This window comes from Methylobacterium sp. FW102-HT35C08 (assembly GCF_058790235.1).
In genome coordinates this window covers 937,761-958,493 of sequence record NZ_JBYTCL010000002.1, presented here as the reverse complement: position 1 = coordinate 958,493, position 20,733 = coordinate 937,761, and the positions used below count along the sequence as shown (strand labels likewise).

18 protein-coding genes are annotated in these 20,733 nt (G+C 71.0%); 7 read left to right on the top strand and 11 right to left on the bottom strand.

Annotated features, from left to right (window positions below):
* The first annotated feature begins 11 nt into the window (after window positions 1-11).
* The 3 genes from AC3WSN_RS04760 (at window position 12) to AC3WSN_RS04750 (ending at window position 4,483) form a co-directional block, all read left to right on the top strand.
* Window positions 12-1,601 (top strand): c-type cytochrome, encoded by a 1,590-nt coding sequence (locus AC3WSN_RS04760; protein ID WP_492536562.1) that lies wholly within the window; start codon window positions 12-14, stop codon window positions 1,599-1,601.
* A 406-nt stretch (window positions 1,602-2,007) separates the two neighbouring features.
* A complete protein-coding gene (locus tag AC3WSN_RS04755; RefSeq protein WP_192710302.1) occupies window positions 2,008-2,181 on the top strand; it encodes a YqaE/Pmp3 family membrane protein in 174 nt (57 codons plus the stop codon).
* A gap of 139 nt (window positions 2,182-2,320) precedes the next feature.
* Window positions 2,321-4,483 carry a molybdopterin-containing oxidoreductase family protein gene (locus tag AC3WSN_RS04750; RefSeq protein ID WP_192710303.1) on the top strand — a complete coding sequence of 721 codons (2,163 nt, stop codon included), beginning with the start codon at window positions 2,321-2,323 and terminating at the stop codon, window positions 4,481-4,483.
* 206 nt (window positions 4,484-4,689) lie between these two features.
* Here AC3WSN_RS04750 and AC3WSN_RS04745 read toward each other — a convergent pair whose 3' ends face one another.
* From AC3WSN_RS04745 to AC3WSN_RS04730, 4 genes are all read right to left on the bottom strand, one after another.
* Window positions 4,690-6,174, bottom strand: coding sequence for a L,D-transpeptidase family protein (locus tag AC3WSN_RS04745; RefSeq protein WP_492536561.1), 1,485 nt, complete (start codon window positions 6,172-6,174; stop codon window positions 4,690-4,692).
* A 198-nt stretch (window positions 6,175-6,372) separates the two neighbouring features.
* Complete coding sequence (locus tag AC3WSN_RS04740; RefSeq protein WP_492536560.1) at window positions 6,373-7,104, bottom strand: DUF1796 family putative cysteine peptidase; 732 nt, start codon at window positions 7,102-7,104, stop codon at window positions 6,373-6,375.
* Window positions 7,101-8,063, bottom strand: coding sequence for an acetyl-CoA carboxylase carboxyltransferase subunit alpha (locus AC3WSN_RS04735; protein ID WP_192710306.1), 963 nt, complete (start codon window positions 8,061-8,063; stop codon window positions 7,101-7,103). The genes AC3WSN_RS04740 and AC3WSN_RS04735 overlap by 4 nt, the downstream gene beginning before the upstream one ends.
* 116 nt (window positions 8,064-8,179) lie before the next feature.
* A complete protein-coding gene (locus AC3WSN_RS04730) occupies window positions 8,180-9,388 on the bottom strand; it encodes a DUF2252 family protein (protein ID WP_192710307.1) in 1,209 nt (402 codons plus the stop codon).
* Window positions 9,389-9,565: 177 nt separating this feature from the next.
* On the opposite strand from AC3WSN_RS04730, the gene AC3WSN_RS04725 reads away from it, so the two are divergent.
* Entirely contained in the window at window positions 9,566-9,784 is a 219-nt protein-coding gene (locus AC3WSN_RS04725; RefSeq protein WP_192710308.1) for a hypothetical protein, read from the top strand.
* A gap of 247 nt (window positions 9,785-10,031) precedes the next feature.
* Here the strand turns inward: AC3WSN_RS04725 and AC3WSN_RS04720 are convergent, their stop codons facing one another.
* Window positions 10,032-11,405, bottom strand: a complete 1,374-nt coding sequence (locus tag AC3WSN_RS04720; protein ID WP_192710309.1) for a PleD family two-component system response regulator — start codon at window positions 11,403-11,405, stop codon at window positions 10,032-10,034.
* A 135-nt stretch (window positions 11,406-11,540) separates the two neighbouring features.
* On the bottom strand, window positions 11,541-11,912 hold the full coding sequence (locus AC3WSN_RS04715; protein WP_007560977.1) for a response regulator: 372 nt from the start codon (window positions 11,910-11,912) through the stop codon (window positions 11,541-11,543).
* 74 nt (window positions 11,913-11,986) lie between these two features.
* Between AC3WSN_RS04715 and AC3WSN_RS04710 the strand changes: the two genes are divergently transcribed.
* A complete protein-coding gene (locus AC3WSN_RS04710; RefSeq protein ID WP_373622396.1) occupies window positions 11,987-12,289 on the top strand; it encodes a DUF3572 domain-containing protein in 303 nt (100 codons plus the stop codon).
* Window positions 12,290-12,531: 242 nt separating this feature from the next.
* On the opposite strand, the gene AC3WSN_RS04705 is transcribed toward AC3WSN_RS04710, so the two are convergent.
* Window positions 12,532-13,437 (bottom strand): cell envelope integrity EipB family protein, encoded by a 906-nt coding sequence (locus tag AC3WSN_RS04705; RefSeq protein WP_192710311.1) that lies wholly within the window; start codon window positions 13,435-13,437, stop codon window positions 12,532-12,534.
* Window positions 13,438-13,675: 238 nt separating this feature from the next.
* A complete protein-coding gene (locus AC3WSN_RS04700; RefSeq protein WP_492536559.1) occupies window positions 13,676-15,523 on the bottom strand; it encodes an ABC transporter ATP-binding protein in 1,848 nt (615 codons plus the stop codon).
* A gap of 380 nt (window positions 15,524-15,903) precedes the next feature.
* Between AC3WSN_RS04700 and AC3WSN_RS04695 the strand changes: the two genes are divergently transcribed.
* Window positions 15,904-16,212: a helix-hairpin-helix domain-containing protein gene (locus AC3WSN_RS04695; protein ID WP_492536558.1), complete on the top strand. Its 309-nt coding sequence runs from the start codon at window positions 15,904-15,906 to the stop codon at window positions 16,210-16,212.
* A 171-nt stretch (window positions 16,213-16,383) separates the two neighbouring features.
* Here AC3WSN_RS04695 and trpB read toward each other — a convergent pair whose 3' ends face one another.
* Window positions 16,384-17,625, bottom strand: a complete 1,242-nt coding sequence (gene trpB, locus AC3WSN_RS04690; protein ID WP_192710313.1) for a tryptophan synthase subunit beta — start codon at window positions 17,623-17,625, stop codon at window positions 16,384-16,386.
* A gap of 140 nt (window positions 17,626-17,765) precedes the next feature.
* On the opposite strand from trpB, the gene msrA reads away from it, so the two are divergent.
* Window positions 17,766-18,482: a peptide-methionine (S)-S-oxide reductase MsrA gene (msrA, locus tag AC3WSN_RS04685; protein ID WP_492536557.1), complete on the top strand. Its 717-nt coding sequence runs from the start codon at window positions 17,766-17,768 to the stop codon at window positions 18,480-18,482.
* A 125-nt stretch (window positions 18,483-18,607) separates the two neighbouring features.
* On the opposite strand, the gene AC3WSN_RS04680 is transcribed toward msrA, so the two are convergent.
* Window positions 18,608-19,549, bottom strand: coding sequence for a prephenate/arogenate dehydrogenase family protein (locus AC3WSN_RS04680; protein ID WP_492536556.1), 942 nt, complete (start codon window positions 19,547-19,549; stop codon window positions 18,608-18,610).
* On the bottom strand, window positions 19,542-20,657 hold the full coding sequence (locus AC3WSN_RS04675) for a pyridoxal phosphate-dependent aminotransferase (protein ID WP_192710316.1): 1,116 nt from the start codon (window positions 20,655-20,657) through the stop codon (window positions 19,542-19,544). The genes AC3WSN_RS04680 and AC3WSN_RS04675 overlap by 8 nt, the downstream gene beginning before the upstream one ends.
* Between the last annotated feature and the right edge of the window lie 76 nt (window positions 20,658-20,733).

Genomic DNA, 20,733 nt, shown 5'->3' with positions numbered 1-20,733 from the left:
GGGAGGTTGCCATGAAGCGCACGAACGCCCTCCCGTCCGGCTGGGCCTCCGCCCCGATCCTGGCGAGCCTGTTCCTGGCCGCCCCGGCCCTTGCGCAGGACGGGTCGTCCGACCAGATCGAGCGCGGCAAGTACCTCGTCACGATGGGCGATTGCGCGGCCTGCCACACGGCGCCGGGCGGCAAGTTCCTCGCCGGCAACTATGCGCTGAACATGCCCTTCGGCGTGATCATGACCCCCAACCTCACCCCCGATAAGGACACCGGGCTCGGCAACTGGAGCTACGACGACTTCGATAAGGCGTTCCGGCACGGCTACAGCAAGAATGTCGGCTACCTCTACCCGGCCTTCCCGTTCGGCTGGTTCACCAAGGTCACCGACGACGACACCAAGGCGATCTGGGCCTACCTGCAATCGGTCCCGGCGGTGAACGAGAAGCGGCAGGAGAGCCAGATCCCGTTCCCGTTCAGCGTCCGCACCGCGCTGGTGACGTGGCGGACGGCCTTCTTCACGGATGAGCGCTTCAAGCCCGACCCGAACGCCAGCGCCGAGGTGAACCGCGGCGCCTATCTGGTCGAGGGCCTGGGCCACTGCGCCATGTGTCACAACGAGAACAAGCTCGTCGGCAATTCGAGCTTCGCGGGCCGGTTCGGCGGCGGCGTGATCGACGGGTGGTACGCCCCGAATATCACGCCCGACGGCCACCAGGGCATCGGCGCCTGGACCGACGAGCAGGTGGTCACCTATCTCAAAACCGGCACCGCCCCCGGCGACCGGCCGGGCGTCGCCGCCGGCCCGATGCGCCAGACCATCATGGAATCCCTCTCTAAGGTGAAGGAGGAGGATCTGAAGGCGATGGTCGCGTATCTCCGCACCGTGCCGGCCAAGCAGACCTACAAGCCCAAGGACCTCGCGGCCTTCGACAAGCCGGACGCGCCGGGCGCCTCGACCTACCTGACCTACTGCTCCTCCTGCCACCAGCCCGACGGCAAGGGCATCCAGGGCGCGGTCCCGGCGCTGGCCGGCAACACCTCGGTAATGTCGGAGGGGCCGGAGACGGTGCTGCGGGTGATCTACGGCGGGCTCGCCGCCCAGAGCGGCCTCGCCCCGATGGTGGCGATCGGCCAGCAGATGACCGACGTCGAGGTCAAGAACGTCACCGACTACATCCGCAATTCCTGGGGGAACAAGGCGCCGCCGGTGACCGGCGACAAGGCCTCCGAGGCGCGGGCCGCCACCAAGACCATGCTGGCCGGCACGGCGCCCTGCGCGGAGATCGAGCAGGACAAGCTCAAGGCCGCCTTCGACCAGCTCGGCGTCCAGAACACCCTCAAGGGCGTGAAGCAGCAGGACTTCGTCCCGACGCTGGTTCGGCTGGTGCCGCAGATCAAGGCGGCCGATACGGGGGCCAACGACGACGACGTGGTGAACGCCCTGACCACGGCCTTCTGCAAGGTCGGCCGCGACGATCCGCAATATGGCAGCCCGAGCTGGCCGGCGGTGATCGGCACCTTCGCCAACGTGGCCTACAGCCAGGTGAAGCATCCGGAGAAGCAGGCGGCGAACGTGCCGTCCGCGACGACGCCGCCGATGAAGAACTGAGAGGCGCCCCGTCTTTCCGGAGCGCATCGGCTGCCGGACGAGACGGGGTTGCCGATCTCATCCTGCCCCGTCGCGGTTCTGGGTTGCCCGCATCCGGCGTGCCCCTTCGGGTCCGGGCTCCGCTGCGCGGCTCCGGAAAGACGGGTCGGGCTGCGGGCCGGTCCGGCTCCCAGGGTCCCGCAGAGATCCGACCAGCGCCGTCTTTCCGGGGCGCCGCAGGCGAGCCCGGAATCCAGAGCCGCAACGCCTGCCGGATTGGTTCAGGCCGCGTAGGTCCAACCTGCCGATGCGGCGCGCCCGGAATCCGGGCCCTGCTGCGCAAGCCCAGGATGACGGGCTCGGTGGAACGCGGACGGTCGCGCTTCGTTTGAGGGTCGGCCCTTAGATCCCCAGACCCGGAGCCGCCGTGTCCAGCCTCATCCGCATCCTGCTCGCGATCTTCTTCCCGCCGATCGCCGTGCTCGTCACCACGGGCTTCGGCCTGCAGTTCCTTCTCAACATCGTCCTGTGGATCCTGGGTTGGCTGCCCGGCACGGTCCACGCCCTGTGGCTGATGAACCGCGACCGCCCGCTGGTCTGAGCCATCTCCGGCGACACCCGTGCGGAAAATCCGCGCGGGGCCTATTAGAACTTTTATTCCTTACCCTGTACGCTATCGACGCGTGAGACCGGGATGCCTGAACAATAACAGGCCTCGAAACCCCGGCCAGGGAGGACCCATGAACGAGATCGTCAAGCCGGATTCTCTGATCGTCTCCGAGGCCGAGAGCCTGACGGAGACCTTCTTCGGGGGCTGCCCGCACGATTGCCCCGACACCTGCTCGATGCTGTTCGACGTCAAGGACGGCCAGCTCCAGGGCGTGCGCGGCAATCCGGATCACCCGATGACCCGCGGCGGTCTCTGCGTGAAGCTGAAGGATTACGAGAAGCGCCACTACCACCCGGACCGGCTCCTCTACCCGATGAGGCGGGTCGGCCCGAAGGGCTCGAAGCAGTTCGAGCGGATCACCTGGGACGAGGCGCTCGACACCATCGTGTCGCGCTGGAAGGCGATCATCGACCAGTACGGGCCGCAGGCCATCGCGCCCTACAGCTACCTCGGCAACCAGGGCCTCGTGCACGGGCTGAACGGCGGCGACGCGTTCTTCAACCGCATGGGCGCCACCGTGACCGAGCGCACCTTCTGCGGCGAGGGCTCGTGCACCGCGTGGCTCCTCACCGTCGGCCCGACGGCCGGCCTCGACCCGGACAGCTACATCCACTCCAAGTACATCGTGATCTGGGCCTGCAACTCGGTCAGCACGAACCTGCACCACTGGGCGATCGTGAAGGACGCCCAGAAGAAGGGCGCCAAGGTCGTGGTGATCGATACCTACGCGTCGCGCACCGCCAAGGCCGCCGACTGGCACATCGCGCCGAAGCCCGGCACGGACGGCGCGCTCGCCATGGCGCTGATCAACGCGATCATCGCGCAGGGCCTCGTCGACCAGGACTACGTCGACAATTACACGGTCGGCTTCGAGGAGCTGAAGGAGCGGGCCGCGGACCGCACGCCCGAATGGGCCGCGGAGATCACCGGCGTCTCCGCCGACGACATCCGCAAGCTCGCCCGTGAAATGGCCACCGAGCAGCCGGTGGGCATCCGCATCGGCGTGGCCCTTGAGCGGCACTATGGCGGCGGCCAGACCATCCGGGCGGTCGCCTGCATCCCGGCGCTCACCGGGGCGTGGCGCCATGTCGGCGGCGGCATCACGCAGTTCGGCGTCTGGGAGCACCCCTACAAGTTCGACGTCATCTGCCGCCCGGACCTGATCCCGGAGGGCACACGCGTCGTCTCGAACCTCCAGATCGGCCGCGCGCTCACCGGCGAGATGAAGCTCGACCCGCCGATCATGTCGATGATGTGCTGGAACTCGAACCCCGTCACGCAGGCGCCCGAGACCGACAAGATCGTCGAGGGGCTGATGCGCGAGGACCTGTTCATGGTCTCGGCCGAGCACTTCATCTCGGACACGGCCTCCTACGCCGACATCCTGCTGCCCGCCACCATGGGCGCCGAGATGGAGGACATGATCCTGTCCTGGGGCCATCTCTACCTGACCTACAACACCAAGTGCGCCGAGGCGCCGGGCGAGGCGATCCCCAACAACGAGATCTTCCGCAGGCTCGCCGCGCGGCTCGGTTTCGAGGAGGAGAACTTCAAGTGGAGCGATGCTGAGTGCCTTGAGCACTACGTCGACTGGAACGCCCCCGCCTGCGAGGGCATCGACCTCGCCTACATGCGCGAGCACGGCTTCGCGCGCCTCAAGGTCGGCACGCCGGACGACCGGGCGCCGCATCGGGAGGGGAACTTCCCGACGCCGACCGGCAAGTGCATGCTGAAGGTCGAGGGCGCCACGAACTTCGTCGCCCCGCCGTTCCGGCAGATGTACGAGGGCTTCCAGCCCGGCGAGGCGCTGGACCCGCTGCCGGACTACCTCGGTCCGCGCGAGTCGCACACGAACGATCCCGAGCTCGCCAAGCGCTATCCGCTCAACATCGTCTCGCCGAAGAGCCACTACTTCCTGAACTCCTGCTACGCCAACATGGAGGACAAGCAGAAGGGCCAGGGCGAGCAGTTCGTGATGATCAGCCAAGCCGATGCCGACGCGCGCGGCATCCGGGACGGCGACCGGGTGAAGGTCGGTAACGACCGCGGGGCGTTCAAGGGCGTGGCGCGGATTACCGACGACGTGAAGGCCGGGATCGTGGTGGCGACGCTGGGCTACTGGCGCCAGCTCAACGAGGGGACGGTCAACAGCATCTCGTCCGGCGCCTTCACCGACATGGGCCACGCCCCCTCGTTCTCCGACAACCTCGTCGAGGTGTCGCGCGCGAACTGAGGCTGCGGGCGGCGACCGGCGCGAACGGCTCGGCTTCGGCCGGGCCGTTCGTGCATCGCGGCACGGTGCAGCGCACGCTCATCGTGAGGAGTCCGCAGGGATCACGGCACCTTTCGGCGCCCGCCTTCGAGGCCGACGCCGCGCGCCGGCCGCTCGGAACGACGAGGCGGACGGGATCCCGTGCCCTGGCGCGATCGGAACGCGCCTTACGGCTTGGCCTTGTCGTCGCCCTTCCGGAGGGCGGGCTTCGCGTCGACCTTCGACTCCGTCTTGGCCTCCACCTTGGCCGTCCTGACCGCATGCGCCTTGGCGGCCGGCTTCGGCGAGGCCGTCTCGGCGTGCGCGAGCTTGACCGGCTCGGGCACGACCGCCGCGTCGACCGCCGGGGTCGGCGGCGCGACCGGGGCCGGATTGTCCTTGGCGAACAGCTTGCCGAACAGCTTCTGGTAGGCGCTCGGGTCGCCATCGGCATCCGCCACGGCGATCCGCGCGGGCTTCTCCGGCAGCGCCGCGGTGGTCTCGACCTTGGCGTCGACCTTGGGCTCGGGCTCGACCCGGTTGGCCATGAGGGTCGTGGCCGCCGGCTTGGCGCCCTTGACGGCCCCCGCCTTCGCGGCCTTCGCCGGCTCGGCGCCGGCCATCATCACTGTCTGGCCCTTCGGGCTGACCTCGATCTCCTGCGGCCCGGCCGCCAGGGTCTCCGGGCGGCTGACGTCGCCGAGATTGTGCCGGCCGTATTCCTTGGCATCGTAGGGCAGCACCGTCTCGGTGCCGCCGAGGCTCGCGAAGGCGCTGGTGTTGGCCGGCGGGCGGAAGACCGGGTTCTGGCCGCCGTCCTGGTAGACCACCCGCACCGCCGGGGTGCCCTTGGCGACGAGCTCGGCCACCGCGTGCGCGTCGCGCTCGCTCTTCTCCGCGACCTGCGGATCGACCTTCGGCTTGCACGAGCCTGCCGCCGCGTCGGCGCCGCCGAACACGTACTTGGTCCCGCACTGGCCGACCTTCGGCTCCTCGCGCAGGGCCTCGAAATAGTCCGAGCCCTCCTTGAGGTTCTGCCAGAACCCGATGTTCGGGTCGTTGCGGAACTTGGCCATGTTCTCGGCCGTCATCCGGAACGGGTAGGACTGGAACTGGAAGCTGCGCTGCCCGCCGATGAACGCCTCGCGGGCGATGGCGTAGATCTCCGCGATGGTGGCGTCGGTCATGGCGAAGCAGCCCGCCGACGAGCAGGTGCCGTGCACCATCAGGTACTTGCCGGTGCGCCCGTTGGCCCGGTCGACGGCGTTCGGGAAGCCGGTATCGAACGAGAGATAGTACGAGGAGTTCGGGTTCATCAGGCCCGGGGTGATCGTGTAGAACCCCTCCGGCGCCTGCCGGTCGCCCTCGCGGGTCTTGGGGCCGAGCTGGCCGGACCAGCGGCAGATCGGGTAGGTCTTCAGGAGGGCGTAGCGGCCGTCGCCGCCCCGCTTCCAGACCTCCATCTCCGCTTCCTTCTTGAAGGTGCGGATCAGGATCGGGTCGGATTGCTGCATCCCCTTGGTCTGCATCAGGGCGACCGTCTGGGGGGCGATCGGCGCGAGGCTGCGCGCGCTCGGGCCGTTGATTCCGGAACCGTCCTGGCAGGCGGCGAGCGACAGGGCCAGCAGGGACGCCGCCGCCAGCAGTCGCGCGGTCGCGAGACGCGCCGTCATGGGGAACCTCGATGTCCTATGCGCGCCCGCGGGCCTTATTGGCCATCGTCGGGCGCCACTCCCCAACCCAATAGGCTCGTTAAGCTTGCGCCTTCCTTACCGCAAGGACCCGGTTGCAACACTGGATTGTTCCCACATGCGCCGAGCCCGCGAATGCGCGCTTTCCACAGGCGGCCCCGGGATGGCGACAGGGCTCGCTCAGCCGAGCACGGCGGGCCGCCGGGCCGCCTCGGCGCGGATGATCTCGACGAGCCGGGCATCGTCGGCCGGGTCGGCGAGGCGCATGCCGACCGGCTCCGAGGGGGTGCGCACCGTGAGCCAGCGGAGCGTCGGCCGCAGGTCGGTGGCTTCCGCGACCGCCATGCCCGGGTGCCCCGGCTCGAGCTGGAGGAAGGTCAGATGGTTGCGGCTCGGCCGCAACCCGAGGAGGTCGTCGATCGCCTCGACCACGTCCCGGGGTGTGTGGAGATGGGTCATCATCCACAGGCGGTTGTCGGTGCCGGGCGTGTCGAGCGCCTTGCGGATCCGGCGCACGCCCTCGGTGAGGAAGGCGTAATCCGCGTCATTCGCCGCCGGATCGTGGTGGTTGAACACGCATTCGAGCCCGTGACGCTCGCGATAGAGCCGGTGACGCCCGCGCCAGATGCCGGGCCCGCGCCGCTCCGCCTCCGGGATGGTCTCCAGCTGGCTCCGGTCGACGAGCGCGGCGAAATCGTCCGCGAGGCAGTCCCGGGCCATGCCGGGCATCGAGAAGATCCAGTCGAGCGGGCCCGACCACTGGCGCAGATCCAGGGTCTTGAGCACGTGCGCCATCTGGCAGTTGCAGCCCAGCGAAATGTGGTTGTGCGAGCCCGGCTCCCGGGCGTCGCGCCGGCCGATGAGCCGCCCGAGGGCGCCCAGCAGGCCCCCGGTCGCCCCGGGCGCGGTCACAGCGTCCGGCCGATGGCGAGGAACTTCTCGGCGCGGCGGTCGCGGATCTCCTCGGGCGTGAGGCCGTCGAACGGGGCGAGCGACTCGGCGATGGCGTCGCCCGCGGCGCGAATCGCGCCCTCGCGGTCGCGATGGGCCCCGCCGGTGGCCTCCGGGATGATGGTGTCGATCACGCCGAGGCGCAGCAGGTCCTGGGCGGTGATCTTCATGGCGGTGGCCGCGTCGGAGGCGCGGCCCTGGTCGCGCCACAGGATCGAGGCGGCGCCCTCGGGGGAGATCACCCCGTAGATCGCGTGCTCCAGCATGAGCACCCGGTTGGCGGTGGCCAGCGCGATCGCCCCGCCCGAGCCGCCCTCCCCGATCACCACGGCGACGTTGGGGACGCCGAGGGCGAGGCAGGCCTCGGTCGAGCGGGCGATGGCCTCGGCCTGGCCGCGCTCCTCCGCCTCGATGCCCGGATAGGCGCCGGCGGTGTCGACGAAGGCGATGACCGGCAGGCCGAACCGGTCGGCGGTCTCCATGAGGCGCACCGCCTTGCGGTAGCCCTCGGGGCGCGCCATCCCGAAATTGTGGCGCAGCCGCGCCTCGGTGGTGGCGCCCTTCTCCTGGCCGAGCACCAGGACCGGCCGCCCGCGGAAGCGGCCGAACCCGCCCAGGATCGCCTCGTCCTCGCCGAAGCTGCGGTCGCCGGCGAGCGGCGTGAATTCGGTGATCAGCCCGCCGCAATAATCCACGAAGTGTGGACGCTGCGGGTGGCGCGCCACCTGGGTCTTCTGCCAGGGGGTCAGGTTCGCGTAGATCTCGGCGAGCGCCTGGCCGGCCTTGGCCTCGAGCCGGCCGACCTCCTCGGCGATCGAGACCGCGCCGTCGCGCGCACTCACGGCGCGCAGTTCCTCGAGCTTGGCCTCCAGCTCGGCCACCGGCTTCTCGAAGTCGAGGTAGGTGCGCGTCACCGCCATCGTGTCACAGGTCTTCCCGGAGTCCGCCGCGCGAAGGGCGGCGGGCGCGAGGTGTTGGCGATGGCGGGATTGGTGTCAACCGGCGTCGTGGCCGAAGGGCCCGCGCCGGCCGCCCGTCACCCCCGCGTCAGGTCCTCGCGAGCGATCCGGTGACAATGCTCCAGGTAGCCGCGCTGGTGCTCGCCCATCAGGTCGGTGACCACGGTCCAGAGCCAGCCCGGCGCGTCCGGTCCCGGGCCGGAGGCGCGGACCGCTGCGATCCAGCTCCGGCGGGCGTCCCCGTCCATCTGGCGGCCGTGGGCCCGGCCGAGGATCGCCGCGAGGTGACCCGAGACGCGCACCGCCTCGCTCCGCGAGAATTGCTCGGCGTCGATCTTGAGATCCTGCGGCATCAGCTCGCGGACCGTGACCGGCGTGCCCTGGAAGTGCGCGGCCACCATCCGGTCGCCGAGGTTGGGCGACAGCGCCCGGGCGCCCGCGACGACCCGCTCGGCATGGTCGGCCGGCATGGCGGCGCCCGGGGCGGCGGGCGCGAGATGCGGCACCGCCTCCTTCACGTCGAGGAGCGCGAGGTGCGGACGGTCGCCGCCCAGGACCTCCACCAGGCCGGCATAGCGCAGGCGTCCGAGGGAGCTGCAGCCCTTGATCCAGTAGGCGGCATCGAGCAGCCGGATCTCGGCATCCGAAGCCGCGCCGCCGAGCGCCAGGACGAGCCGCCGCACCTCCGGATCGCGGCTGAGGGCGTCGAAGGCCGCATGCTCGTCGGGGTCGAGGTCGAAGAACCGGCTGCCGCGCGGAAGGCGGCCGGCCTTGCCCTTCAGGCGCTCGCGGGACAGGTGGCGCCAGCGCCGCCCGAGCGCCCGCCGCTTCGTCGTGGCGACGATCTCGGATTCGGCGATGTCGCGCTCGGCGCCTTCGGGGTCGGCGATCCCGTCGGCGTAGCCGTCGGCCATGGCATCCATCATCCGGGCGGTGACGATGCCCGGCAGCGTCGCGTTGAGCGCGGCGGTGACCAGGGAGAGCGCCAGCCGGACGAGGTCGAAGGCCGGGTTCGCCACCACGGTCTGGTCGAGGTCGCGGACCTGGATGTCGATCTGCCCGTCCGGGCCAGCGAGCGCACCGAGATTGCCGAGATGGGCGTCGCCGCAGATCCAAACCGGCGGCCCCTCGGGCAGCGCCCCCGCCGGCATGCGGGCGAGGAGCTCGTAGAAGTGGGCCGTGCTGCCGCGGACATAGGCGTGCGGCGAAGAGGCGATCTTGCACAGGCGGCGGTGCTCCAGCACGCTCGCGTCGCGGCCGGTCTGTGCCGGCACCTGCATGTCCATCCGGGTCGTCCGATTCTCTGCCGGCGCCGAACTGGCACCGGGCTGTCCTGGTACGGCTATCCTAGGGTTTTCATCCCTAAGCAGGGGTAAGCGATTTGACGCGCCCCGCCTTGAAGGGCCTGCGATGATGCCGCGCTCCGAACGCCCCGCACCCCGTCCCGCTGCCGGGTCCACGCGGTGATCGGCGAGCCTACCCTCGAGATGGTCGCGATCCGCCCCGGCCTCTGCTTCCCGGCGGCCTTCGCTGGGCTGGGACCGGGAGGAGCTCGGCCATCCGGCCTGCGGACCATGGTGCCGATCTGCGTCTCGGCCGGCACGGCGATGCTGCTGGCCGACTGGCTGCTGACGCTGCAGCGCCTGCGGCGGCTCGAGACGGTGCTCCGGCGGCGCAGCTAGGGCACCGTGACCGTCGCATTCGGGCCGGACGCGGATCTGGCCACGCTGCTCGACCTGCGCGCCACGATGGGCTTCCGGGTGAAGGCCAGCACGCTGGTCCAGGGCAGGACGGCGGCAGCCTGCGCTGCATCGGATCCCGCCGCGGGGTCTCGCCGGCCTGGGCGCTCGACGCCGTGGCGCGGTTGTGGGCGGCGCGGGCGGGCAGGCCGGCTGGGAGGATCTGAGCTGAGCGGACCGCTCGCGGCGCTCAGGCCGCCTGCGGCTCGACCCGGTTCCGTCCCGCCGCCTTGGCCCGGTACAGGGCGAGATCGGCACGCCGGAGCATGTCTCCGGCGCTGGCATCCTCCGTGTGCCGCACGGCGACGCCGATCGAGACCGTCACGGGGACCGATCGGGTGCATCGCTGCACCGTGAACGGCACCGCTTCGACCCGCTCGCGGATGCGCTCCGCGATGATCTGCGCCTCGACAAGGCCGGCCTCCGGCAGGATCACCACGACTTCCTCGCCGCCGTAGCGCGCCACGATGTCGACCGGCCGCGTGTGCTGGCGGACCCGCTCGGCGAAGCCGCGCAGCACTTCGTCGCCGGCCTCGTGGCCGAAGCTGTCGTTGATGCCCTTGAAGTGGTCGATGTCGAGGATCAGCGCGGCGAGCGCCGGTCGCCGCGTGGCCTCGTCGGCGAAGAGCGCGCCGAGATGGTTGTCGAGGTAGCGCCGGTTGTGCAGGCCGGTGAGGGCGTCGGTCACGGCCATCTGCAGGGAGGCCTGCATCGCCCCCCGGAGCGCGTCCGTGAAGCGCTTGCGCTTCACCTGCGTGCGGACACGGGCCGTCAGTTCGTTCCGGTCGACCGGGCGCATCAGGAAGTCGTGCACGCCGAAATCGAGGCCGCGCACCACGCGGGCGCGGTCGTGCTCCTCCGCCAGCATGATCAGCGGCGTGGCGCGGGTCCGGTCCAGGGAGCGGAGCTGGCTGCACAGGCGCAGGCCGTCGAAGCCCGCGAGGTCGAGGCTGACCAGGGCGAGGTCGAACCCCTCCTCGGCGGCGCGTTGGAGGGCGGCGTGCGGGTCGGGCTCGATCGTCACCGCGTGGTGCTGGCGCAGCGCCCCCGCCATCCGGTCCGCCGCGCCGGGACGGTCCTCGATCAGCAGGATCCGGGCGTCGAGGCCGGTCTCCGCGGTGGCGAGCGCCAGGGGATCGCCGATGCCGAACTCCCGCGAGGCCAATGCCCGCTGTCGCAGCTCGTCGGTGACCGCCTTGAGGCGCACGAGGCTGCGGACCCGGGAGAACAGGGCGGTGTCGTCCACGGGCTTCGTCAGGAAGTCGTCGGCGCCGGCGTCGAGCCCGCGTAGACGGTCCGAGGGCTGGTCGAGGGCCGTGACCATCACCACCGGGATGTGGGCGGTGACCGGGTTGCTCTTGAGGTGGCGGCAGACCTCGAACCCGTCCATGCCGGGCATCATCACGTCGAGCAGGACGAGGTCGCACAGGCCCTTCTCGCAGATCGCGATGGCGTCAGGGCCGTTCATGGCGGCGAGCGTGTCGAAATATTCCAGCCCGAGCTTCGTTTCCAGTAGCTTCACGTTCGGGAACAGATCGTCGACGATCAGGACGCGGGCCGACATGGTTCCTCGCTGACACGCGGCTGGGCGGCCCGGATCGGGCGGGTCGGCGTACGGCCGCGCATCGGGGGGACGGTTGAGGAGGCGACCCGGTCCGGCGCGGCCGGGTCGCCTCCTCAACGGTGCGCCCCTGCGGGGTCACCGCGGCTCAAGATACGCGCGAACCGTTGCTAAAAACTTCGCGACCGAGATGGGCTTCGACAGGTAGGCCTCGCAGCCGCCCTCGCGGATCCGCTCCTCGTCGCCCTTCATGGCGAAGGCCGTGATGGCGATCACCGGGATGCTCTTGAGATCGTCGTCCTCCTTGAGCCACTTGGTCACCTCCAGCCCGGAGACCTCCGGCAGCTGGATGTCCATGAGGATCAGGTCGGGATGGTGTGCCCGCGCGAGCTCGATCGCCTCGATCCCGTGGGCGGTTTTCAGAGTCGCGTAGCCGTTCGCTTCCAGGAGGTCGTTGAACAGCTTCATGTTCAACTCGTTGTCCTCGACGATCAGCACCGTCTTCTTCATGATCCGTTGTCCCGGTGCGCGCCGATCATGATTAGTGGGCGGTGAAGCCCCTCCGTCGCCTTTGTAGCGTTCACATGTTGATGAATGGCAAACCTCTTCAAGGGGATGAAGCCGCCGAACGGCTCGCCCTGGACGTTCTTTTGTGGATCACGGCCGAGGATGACCGCCTCTTGCCGTTCCTGGCAGCGAGCGGACTCGGCCCCGAGACGCTCCGGGAGAGCGCCCGGGAGCCGGCCTTTCTGGTGGGCGTTCTCGACCATGTGATGGGCGACGAGAACGTGCTCCTCGCCTGCGCGGCGGCACTCGGCGTCAAGCCCGAGCGGATCGCCGCGGCGTGGCACAGGCTGTCGCCGCGCCCCGACGACGAGTGGGCGTGAGGGGCTGAACGCTCGGGACGTTCGTTTCCGGAGGCGTCGATCCGGCCATCATTCCGGGGCGCCGCAGGCGAGCCCGGACCCGGAGGGGCACGCCGGAGGCGGGCAATCCAGACGCACCGATGTGCCGGGCCTGGCCGCGTCGGCGGATCTGGATCCCGGGCACCGCTGCGCGGCCCCGGGATGACGGTGCGCACCGGGTCGCCCCGGTTCCTGCGGGAGACAGGCCCGGGTGGTCCGGGCCCTCAGGGCGTGCAGCCCTTGCCCGAATCCTTGTCGCCCCGCCCCGCCTTGGCGTCGATGTCGAGGGCGGTCATGTCGCCCAGGATGGCGAAGTCGCCGTAATCGAGCTTGAGCGCGCCGCTGACGCCGTTCTCGTAGAGGTCGAAGCCGAGGGTGTAGATCGGCGTGCGCTCCCCGGCGCCCTCCGTGTAGTAGCTCAGGCGCACCGGCCAGTGCGGCATCCCGGCGAGCGGCCCGTCGCGCAGGGGCTTGTCCCGCGCGCCATCGGCGGCCGGGGCCGGGCCGGTCGCCGTATGGCCGATCACCGCGAAGGTGTCGTAGACCTTCTTGCCGTCGTCCGAGCCGTCATAGACCTTGACCGAGACGGTCGACTGACCCGCCCGCGCCGCGTCGATCAGCCGGCGCATGTGCTCGCTCGGGAACAGCACCGGCCCCGTCACGGTGAACGGCTTGGGACCGCCCTTCAGCTTCACCGTGAGGGCGTCGCCCTGCTCGGAGGCGGTCCCGTCCACGGGGGCGGCGGGTTGGTTGTTGGTGAGCGTCGTCGTCTTGAACCGGAACTCGCGGCCTTCCCCGCCCTCAAAGGTGGTGCTGCGCATGTCGGACAGGCGCGTGCCGGACTCGCCGGAGGAGAGTTCCGTCACCTGGCGGGTCAGCATCGTGTAGCCGCGGCAGGCATCGCCCCGGAAATCGATGACGATGCGCCCGCGGGCGCTCTCCACCGAGCGGGTGCCGCTGCCCTCGGCGAGCGACAGGTCGTAGACCGCGCGATGGTTGGCCAGCACGATCGCGGGGGCCGCGGTCGGCGCCCCGGGCGCGGGGGGCTCGGAGACGGCGGGGGCCGCCTGCGCCCCCCACGCGGAGACGAGAAGGCCGGCCGTCAGGAGTCGGGAGAAGCGCAGGCGCATGGACAACCTCGGTTCGGTCCGCCGCAGATAGCAGGCTCAGGGAATCGGGCAATGGTTGGGTGACGGTGCGTCCGGTGATCCACGCCGTCATTTCGGGGCGCCGCAGGCGAGCGCGGAAACCGGAAAACGCCCCCGGTGCAGATGCTTGCCGCGTCGGCGGCTCTGGATTGCCCGCCTCCGGCGCGCCCCTTCGGGTCCGGGCTCCGCTGCGCGGCCCCGGAAAGACGGCGGGGCTTGCCTACCGGTAGCCCTCCGCCTGCAGGGTGAACAGCGCGGCGTAGCGGCCGCCCCGCGCCATCAGGGCGGTGTGGCTGCCTTCCTCCAGGAGGCGGCCGCCCTCCAGGACCAGGATCCGGTCGGCCATGCGCACCGTGGAGAAGCGGTGCGAGATCAGCACGGCCGTCCGCCCGGCCGACAGCTCCCGGAAACGCGCGAAGACATCGTGCTCGGCCTGGGCGTCGAGGGCGGCGGTCGGCTCGTCGAGGATCAGGATCTCGGCCTCGCGCATGTAGGCCCGGGACAGCGCGACCTTCTGCCACTCGCCCCCCGAGAGGTCGAGGCCGCCGGCGAAGCGCTTGCCGAGCGGCTGGGCGTAGCCCTCGGGCAGGCGCTCGATCACCGGGGCGGCGAGCCCCCTTGCCGCCGCGGCCGCGATCCGGTCCGCGTCCGCGGCGGCCTCGATCCGGCCGACCGCGACGTTCTCGCCCGCGGTCAGGTCGAAGCGGACGAAATCCTGGAAGATCGCCCCGATCCGCGCCCGCAGGTCGTCGAGGTCGTAGGCCGGGAGTGGCACACCGTCGAGGAGGACGCGGCCCTCGTGCGGGTCGTAGAGCCGGGTCATCAGCTTGACGATCGTGGTCTTGCCGGCGCCGTTGCCGCCGACCAGCGCCACGGTCTCGCCGGCGCGGATCGCGAAGGAGAGGTTGCGCAGCGCCCAGGTCTGCGTGCCGGGGTAGCGGTAGCCGACATCCTCGAAGACCAGCCCGTCCCGGATCGGGCGCGGGATCGGGACGGGCCGAGCGGGCGCGCGGATCTGCGGCCGGATCGCGAAGAAGGAGTAGAAGTCGTCGAGGTACTGGGCCTGGCCGGTGATCTGCGTGAAGCCGAGGAGCAGCCCCTCGATGCCGCCGCGCAGGCGCTGGAAGGCGCCGGCCAGAAAGGCGAGGTCGCCCACCGAGAAGGATCCCGCCACCGTCCGCCAGACGATGACCGCGTAGGCCGCGTAATAGGCGAGCGTGCCGAGGCTCGCGAAGGCGAAGCCCCAGCCGGCGCGGGCCGTGGCGAGGCTGCGGCTCTCGGCCAGCAGACGGCGCGCCACCGTCGCGTAGAGGTCGGTGACATAGCCCGAGAGGCCGAACAGCTTGACCTCCTTGGCGGTCTCGACGCTGGCGCCGAGGTAGCGGAAATAGTCGAGCCGGCGCCGCTCGGGACTGCGCAACCAGGCCAGCCGGTAGCCGGCCTTGGTGAAGTGCCACTCGTTGAGCAGAGCCGGGACCAGGGCCAGGGCGATCAGCACCACGAGCCAGGGGGTGAAGGCGGCCACGCCCGCCGCCAGGGAGGCCAGGGTGACGAGCGCCTGGACCTGCCCGAGCACCGTCCCGATGAGGCCGGTCCGGCCGCTGACCTGCCGGCGCGCCCGCTCGAGCCGGTCCTGCTGGGCGCTGTCCTCGAACTGCGCGAGGTCGAGGGCGGCGGCATGCGCCATCAGCCGCAGGGAGGCCGCGTTGGCGTAGAGGTCGCCGATCAGGGTCTCGGTCAGGCTCGAGAGCCGGCCGGTGAGGTCCGAGACCAGGGCGAGGCCGAGCTCGGCCGCCACCAGAGCGGCAAGCCGGGCGCGTCCCGGATCGGCGAGCCAGTCCGCGATCCCGCCCCCCGGCGCCGGACGCGCATGCTCGGCCACGATCCCGTCGAGGATCAGCTTGGCGAGGTACAGGGTCAGGACCGGCAGGCAGGCCGCAACGAGCCGCAGGGCGAGGCTCGCGGCGAAGAGGCGGGGACTGGCCGCGGCAATCTCGCGGAACAGGGCGGGCAGGTAGCGCAGGGCCCCCAGACGCGCGCTCTGGCTGGGCCCCCGGCTGGTGGTCATCGCCGCCCGATCCCACGCTGAAGAGACGCCGCCGGTTGGCCGAAAGGCGAAGAAAGCATAAGCTGTAGCATTATCTAGACTTAGATCTTGTCGAGTGGTGCGTGCTCAGCGGCCCTGCAATCCTGAGAATTTCGGTCTTACTCATTATCGCCGGCCTGCTCGCCGCGGTGGTGCAGTTCCTGTTGCCGAGCCCGGCGCCCGAGCCGGCATCCCGGCCCGCGTCGCCGGCCGCATCCTCGTCCAAGCCTGCGCCCGTGGCCGAGTCCCCGACCCCCGTCCAGCCGACCGAGCCGCTAGCCCCGCCGGCCGCGTCGGCTGAGCCTGTCCGGGCGCCGCCCGCCCCGCCCAGGACCGCCGCGGCCCCCGCCGCCCCGACCCAGATGCCGTCCGACGCCCTCGCCGTCCCCACCGATCCGGCCGCGCCGCCGGAGGCGCAGGCCCAGGTGCCTGACGCCGCGGGCCAGGCCGAGATCGACCGGGCCGAGGACAATGCCGGGCCCCGAGCCGTGGCCGTGGTCGACCTGAACACCGCCTCGGTGGCGGATCTCAACCGCCTGCGGGGCGGCGGCGCCATCGGCCGGGCGATCGTCGCCAAGCGTCCCTACACGTCGGTGGACCAGCTTCTGTCGAAGCGCGTGCTCAGCCGGTCGGTCTACGAGCGGATCAGGGATCAGGTCACGGTGCGGTGAGGCTTGGCGAGCCCTGTCCTCGACCGGATCGACACGGGGCCGCGTTATCCCGGGTCCGCGCGGCAGGGCCGGGAATCCACGCCCGCCGACGCATGAACGCCCTGCGCCGGCAGGAATGATGGGTTCGCCGGCGGTGACCCGGAGCCACGGCGCGGCTCCGGCTTTGCGGCCTCAGAGCTTCGTCCCGAAGATCTCGGCCACCTGCGGGATGTCCTTGTCGCCGCGGCCCGACATGTTCATCACCATGAGGTGCTCGGCCGGGCGCTGGGGCGCGAGTTCCAGGACCTTGGACAGGGCGTGGGCCGGCTCCAGAGCGGGGATGATCCCCTCCAGCATCGAGCAGAGCTTGAACGCGTCCAGCGTCTCGGAATCGGTCGCCGACAGGTAGGTGACCCGGCCCATCTCGTGCAGCCAGGCGTGCTCCGGCCCGATGCCCGGATAGTCGAGGCCCGCCGAGATCGAGTGGGCGTCAGAGATCTGGCCGTCCCCGTCCATCAGCAGGTAGGTGCGGTTGCCGTGCAGCACGCCCGGCTTGCCGCCGGTGAGCGAGGCCGCGTGCAGGCCGGACTGGACGCCGTGGCCCGCCGCCTCGACGCCGAAGATCTCGACCTCGCGGTCGTCGAGGAACGGGTGGAACAGCCCCATGGCGTTCGAGCCGCCGCCGATGCAGGCGACGAGGGAATCCGGAAGCCGGCCTTCCTGGGCGATCATCTGCTCGCGGGTCTCGCGGCCGATCACCGACTGGAAGTCGCGGACCATGGCCGGGTACGGGTGCGGGCCTGCCACCGTGCCGATGCAGTAGAACGTGTCGGCGACGTTGGTGACCCAGTCGCGCAGCGCCTCGTTCATGGCGTCCTTGAGGGTCTTGGTGCCGGATTCCACCGGGATCACCTCGGCGCCGAGCATCTTCATGCGGAAGACGTTGGGCGCCTGCCGGGCGACGTCGACCGCGCCCATGTAGACGACGCACTTGAGGCCGAAGCGCGCGCACAGCGTCGCGGTGGCGACGCCGTGCTGGCCGGCGCCGGTCTCGGCGATGATCCGCGGCTTGCCCATGCGGCGGGCCAGCAGGATCTGGCCGAGCACGTTGTTCACCTTGTGGGAGCCGGTATGGTTCAGCTCCTCGCGCTTGAAATAGATCTTGGCACCCTGCCCCGCCGGCGCCTTGGCGCGCACGTGCTCGGTGAGGCGCTCGGCGTAGTAGAGCGGGCTCGGTCGGCCGATATAGTGGGTGCCGTAGCTCTCCATCTCGGCCTTGAAAGTCGGGTCCTGCTTGGCCGTCTCGTAGGCCGCCTCCAGCTCGAGGATCAGCGGCATCAGCGTCTCGGCGACGAAGCGGCCGCCGAAGATGCCGAAGCGGCCGCGCTCGTCGGGGCCGGTGCGGAAGGAGTTGGGCTCGGGCGCGATGGTCACGGGACGGATCCTGCGGGCGAAGCGATGATTTGCGCGGTGCCTAGACCCATGTGGGCGACACCGCAATGCGGCCTCGCGCCCGCGTAACCGGATCGGGCGTCGGCGCGAACACGCTGTCAGCATCCGGCAGGAGGTTGACCATGGCCCTTCGCGACACGATCCGCCCGGTTCTCGGGGCCGCTCTCGGGCTGGGCCTCGCCGCAGCCGTCTTGCTGCCGCGCCTGCCGGCCTTCGCCGAGGAGGCGCCCCGGCGCCTGCCGGAGGCCGTCACCCGTGCCGCCGAACAGCCGGGGCCGCACGTGGCCGTCTTCGCCGGCGGCTGCTTCTGGGGCGTGCAGGGCGTGTTCCAGCACGTCCGCGGGGTCAGCAGCGCGGTGTCGGGCTATGCCGGCGGCACCCGCGCGGAGGCCGATTACCGCACGGTGAGCGGCGGCGGGACCGGCCATGCCGAGGCCGTGGCCGTCACCTACGACCCGGCCCTGATCCGCTACGACGAGCTCCTGCGGATTTTCTTCTCGGTGGCGCTGGACCCGACGCAGGTGGATCGCCAGGGGCCCGATTCCGGGCGCCAGTACCGCTCGGCCCTGTTCCCGCAGGATGCCGATCAGGCGCAGGTGGCGCGGGCCTACATCGCCCAGCTCGACGCGGCCAAGGCCTACGCGCGGCTGGTCGCCACCCGAATCGAGCCGGGGGCCGCCTTCTACCCGGCGGAAGGCTATCACCAGGACTTCATGGCCCTGCATCCGGGGCACCCGTACATCGCCGCCAACGACGCGCCGAAGCTCGAGGCGCTGCGGGCCCTGTTCCCGGAGCGGACGGCGCCGCAGCCGGTCCTGGTCAACCGCCCGCCGGCGTGAGTTTGGGCGGCTGGTTGACCAGCCAAACCCGTCTTTCCGGGGCGCCGCAGGCGGGCCCGGAAAGACGGGTTTGCTCATCGGCCGACCGGGCGTGCGCCACACGGGTCGGCCTGCGCCGCCTTCCCCTACTCCTCCGGCGGACGCGGCCGGCCGAAATCCGGGGCCGCGGTCTCCTGACCCGAGGCCACGATGCTGCGCCGGATGGCCCGGGTGCGGGTGAACATCGCGTGGAGCGCCTCGCCGTCGCCCCAGCGCACGGCCTTGGCGAGCGCCGACAGGTCCTCGTTGAACCGGCCGAGCATCTCCAGCACCGCCTCGCGGTTGTTGAGGAAGATGTCGCGCCACATGGTCGGGTCGGAGGCCGCGATGCGGGTGAAATCGCGGAATCCGCTCGCCGAGAACTTGATCACCTCGGATTGCGTCGCCGATTCGAGGTCGGCGGCGGTGCCGACGATGTTGTAGGCGATCAGGTGCGGCAGGTGGCTGGTGATCGCCAGCACGTGGTCGTGGTGCTCGGCGCTCATCGTCTCGACGTTGGCGCCCATCCCCTCCCACAGGGCGCGGACGGTCTCGATCGCCGCCATGTCGGTGCCCTCGGGCGGGGTGAGGATGCACCAGCGACCGTGGAACAGGGTCGCGAAGCCGGCATCCGGCCCCGAGAACTCGGTTCCGGCGATCGGGTGGCCGGGAACCAGGGCGACGCCCTCGGGCAGGTGCGGCCGGATCGCCGCCACCACGGCGCCCTTCACCGAGCCGACATCCGACACGATCGCGCCGGGTTTCAGATGCGGCGCCATCTCGGCCGCCGCGGCGCCGATCGCGCCGACCGGCACGCACAGGATCACCAGATCCGTATCGGCCGCGCCCTCGGCCGGGTCGCCCGTGACCACGTCGGCGATGCCGAGCTCGCGGACCCGGTCGCGCACGGACTCGTCCCGGTCGACGGCCACGATCGTGCGGGCGAGGTTGTAGCGGCGCGCCGCCCGGGCGATCGAGGAGCCGATCAGCCCGAGGCCGACGATGGCGAGGCGGTCGATCGCCGGCACGCCCCCGGATGTCTCAGGCATGGTGGCTCCGCACGAAATCGCCGAGCGCCGCCAGGAAGGCTTCGTTCGCCTCGGCGCCGGCCACCGTCACCCGCAGGGCGTTCGGCAGACCGTAGGCGGTGACCCGGCGGGTGATCAGCCCGCGCTCGGTCAGGAACGTGTCCGCGTCTTCCGCCGAGCGGCCCGGCGCGTCGGGGAAGTGGATCAGCACGAAGTTCGCGACGCTCGGCGTCACCTCCAGGCCGAGCGCGCGGGCGCCCTCGGTGAGCTTCGGCAGCCACTCGGCATTGTGGGCGGCGGCGGCCGCCATATGCGCCTCGTCGGCGATGGCCGCCGAGCCGGCGGCGATCGCCGGGCCCGAGACGTTGAACGGCCCGCGGATGCGGTTAACCGCGTCCGCCACGTGCGCCGGCGCGACCATCCAGCCGATCCGCACGGCGGCGAGGCCGTGGATCTTCGAGAAGGTGCGGGTCATCACGACGTTCTCGGCCTCGAGCGCCAGCTCGAGCCCGGCCGAGTAGTCGTTCGCCCGGACGTACTCGGCGTAGGCGCCGTCGATCACCAGCAGCACGTGCGGCGGCAGGCCGGCGTGGAGGCGGCGGATCTCGTCGAACGGCAGGTAGGTGCCGGTCGGGTTGTTGGGGTTGGTGACGTAGACGATCCGCGTCCGGTCCGTGACCCGGGCCAGGATCGCGTCGACGTCGACGGTCAGGTCGCGCTCGGGCGCGACCACCGGCTCACCGCCCGAGGCCAGGATCGCGATCCGGTAGACCAGGAATCCATGCTCCGAGTAGATCCCCTCGGTGCCCGGCCCGCCATACGCGTAGGCCAGCAGCGAGAGCAGCTCGTCCGAGCCCGCGCCGCACACGATCCGCTCAGGGTCGAGCCCGTAGCGCTTGGCGATGGCCGTGCGCAGCACCGTGGCGCGCCCGTCCGGGTAGGTCTCCAGCTTGGCGGTGGCCTCGTGGAGCGCGGCCAGCGCCACGGGGCTCGGGCCGAGCGGCGTCTCGTTGGACGAGAGCTTGTAGACCTTGCCGCCGCCGGGCCGACTGCTCTTGCCGGGCACGTAGGTGTCGATCGCCAGGACGCCGGGGCGCGGTTCCGGACGGGCGGGTCGGGGGGCGGACATTGCGGGGCGACTCGGGATGGGCGGGGTTCGGTCGGTTCCGCGTCCGTCTACAGCATTTCCCCGGCCGGTGAACCCG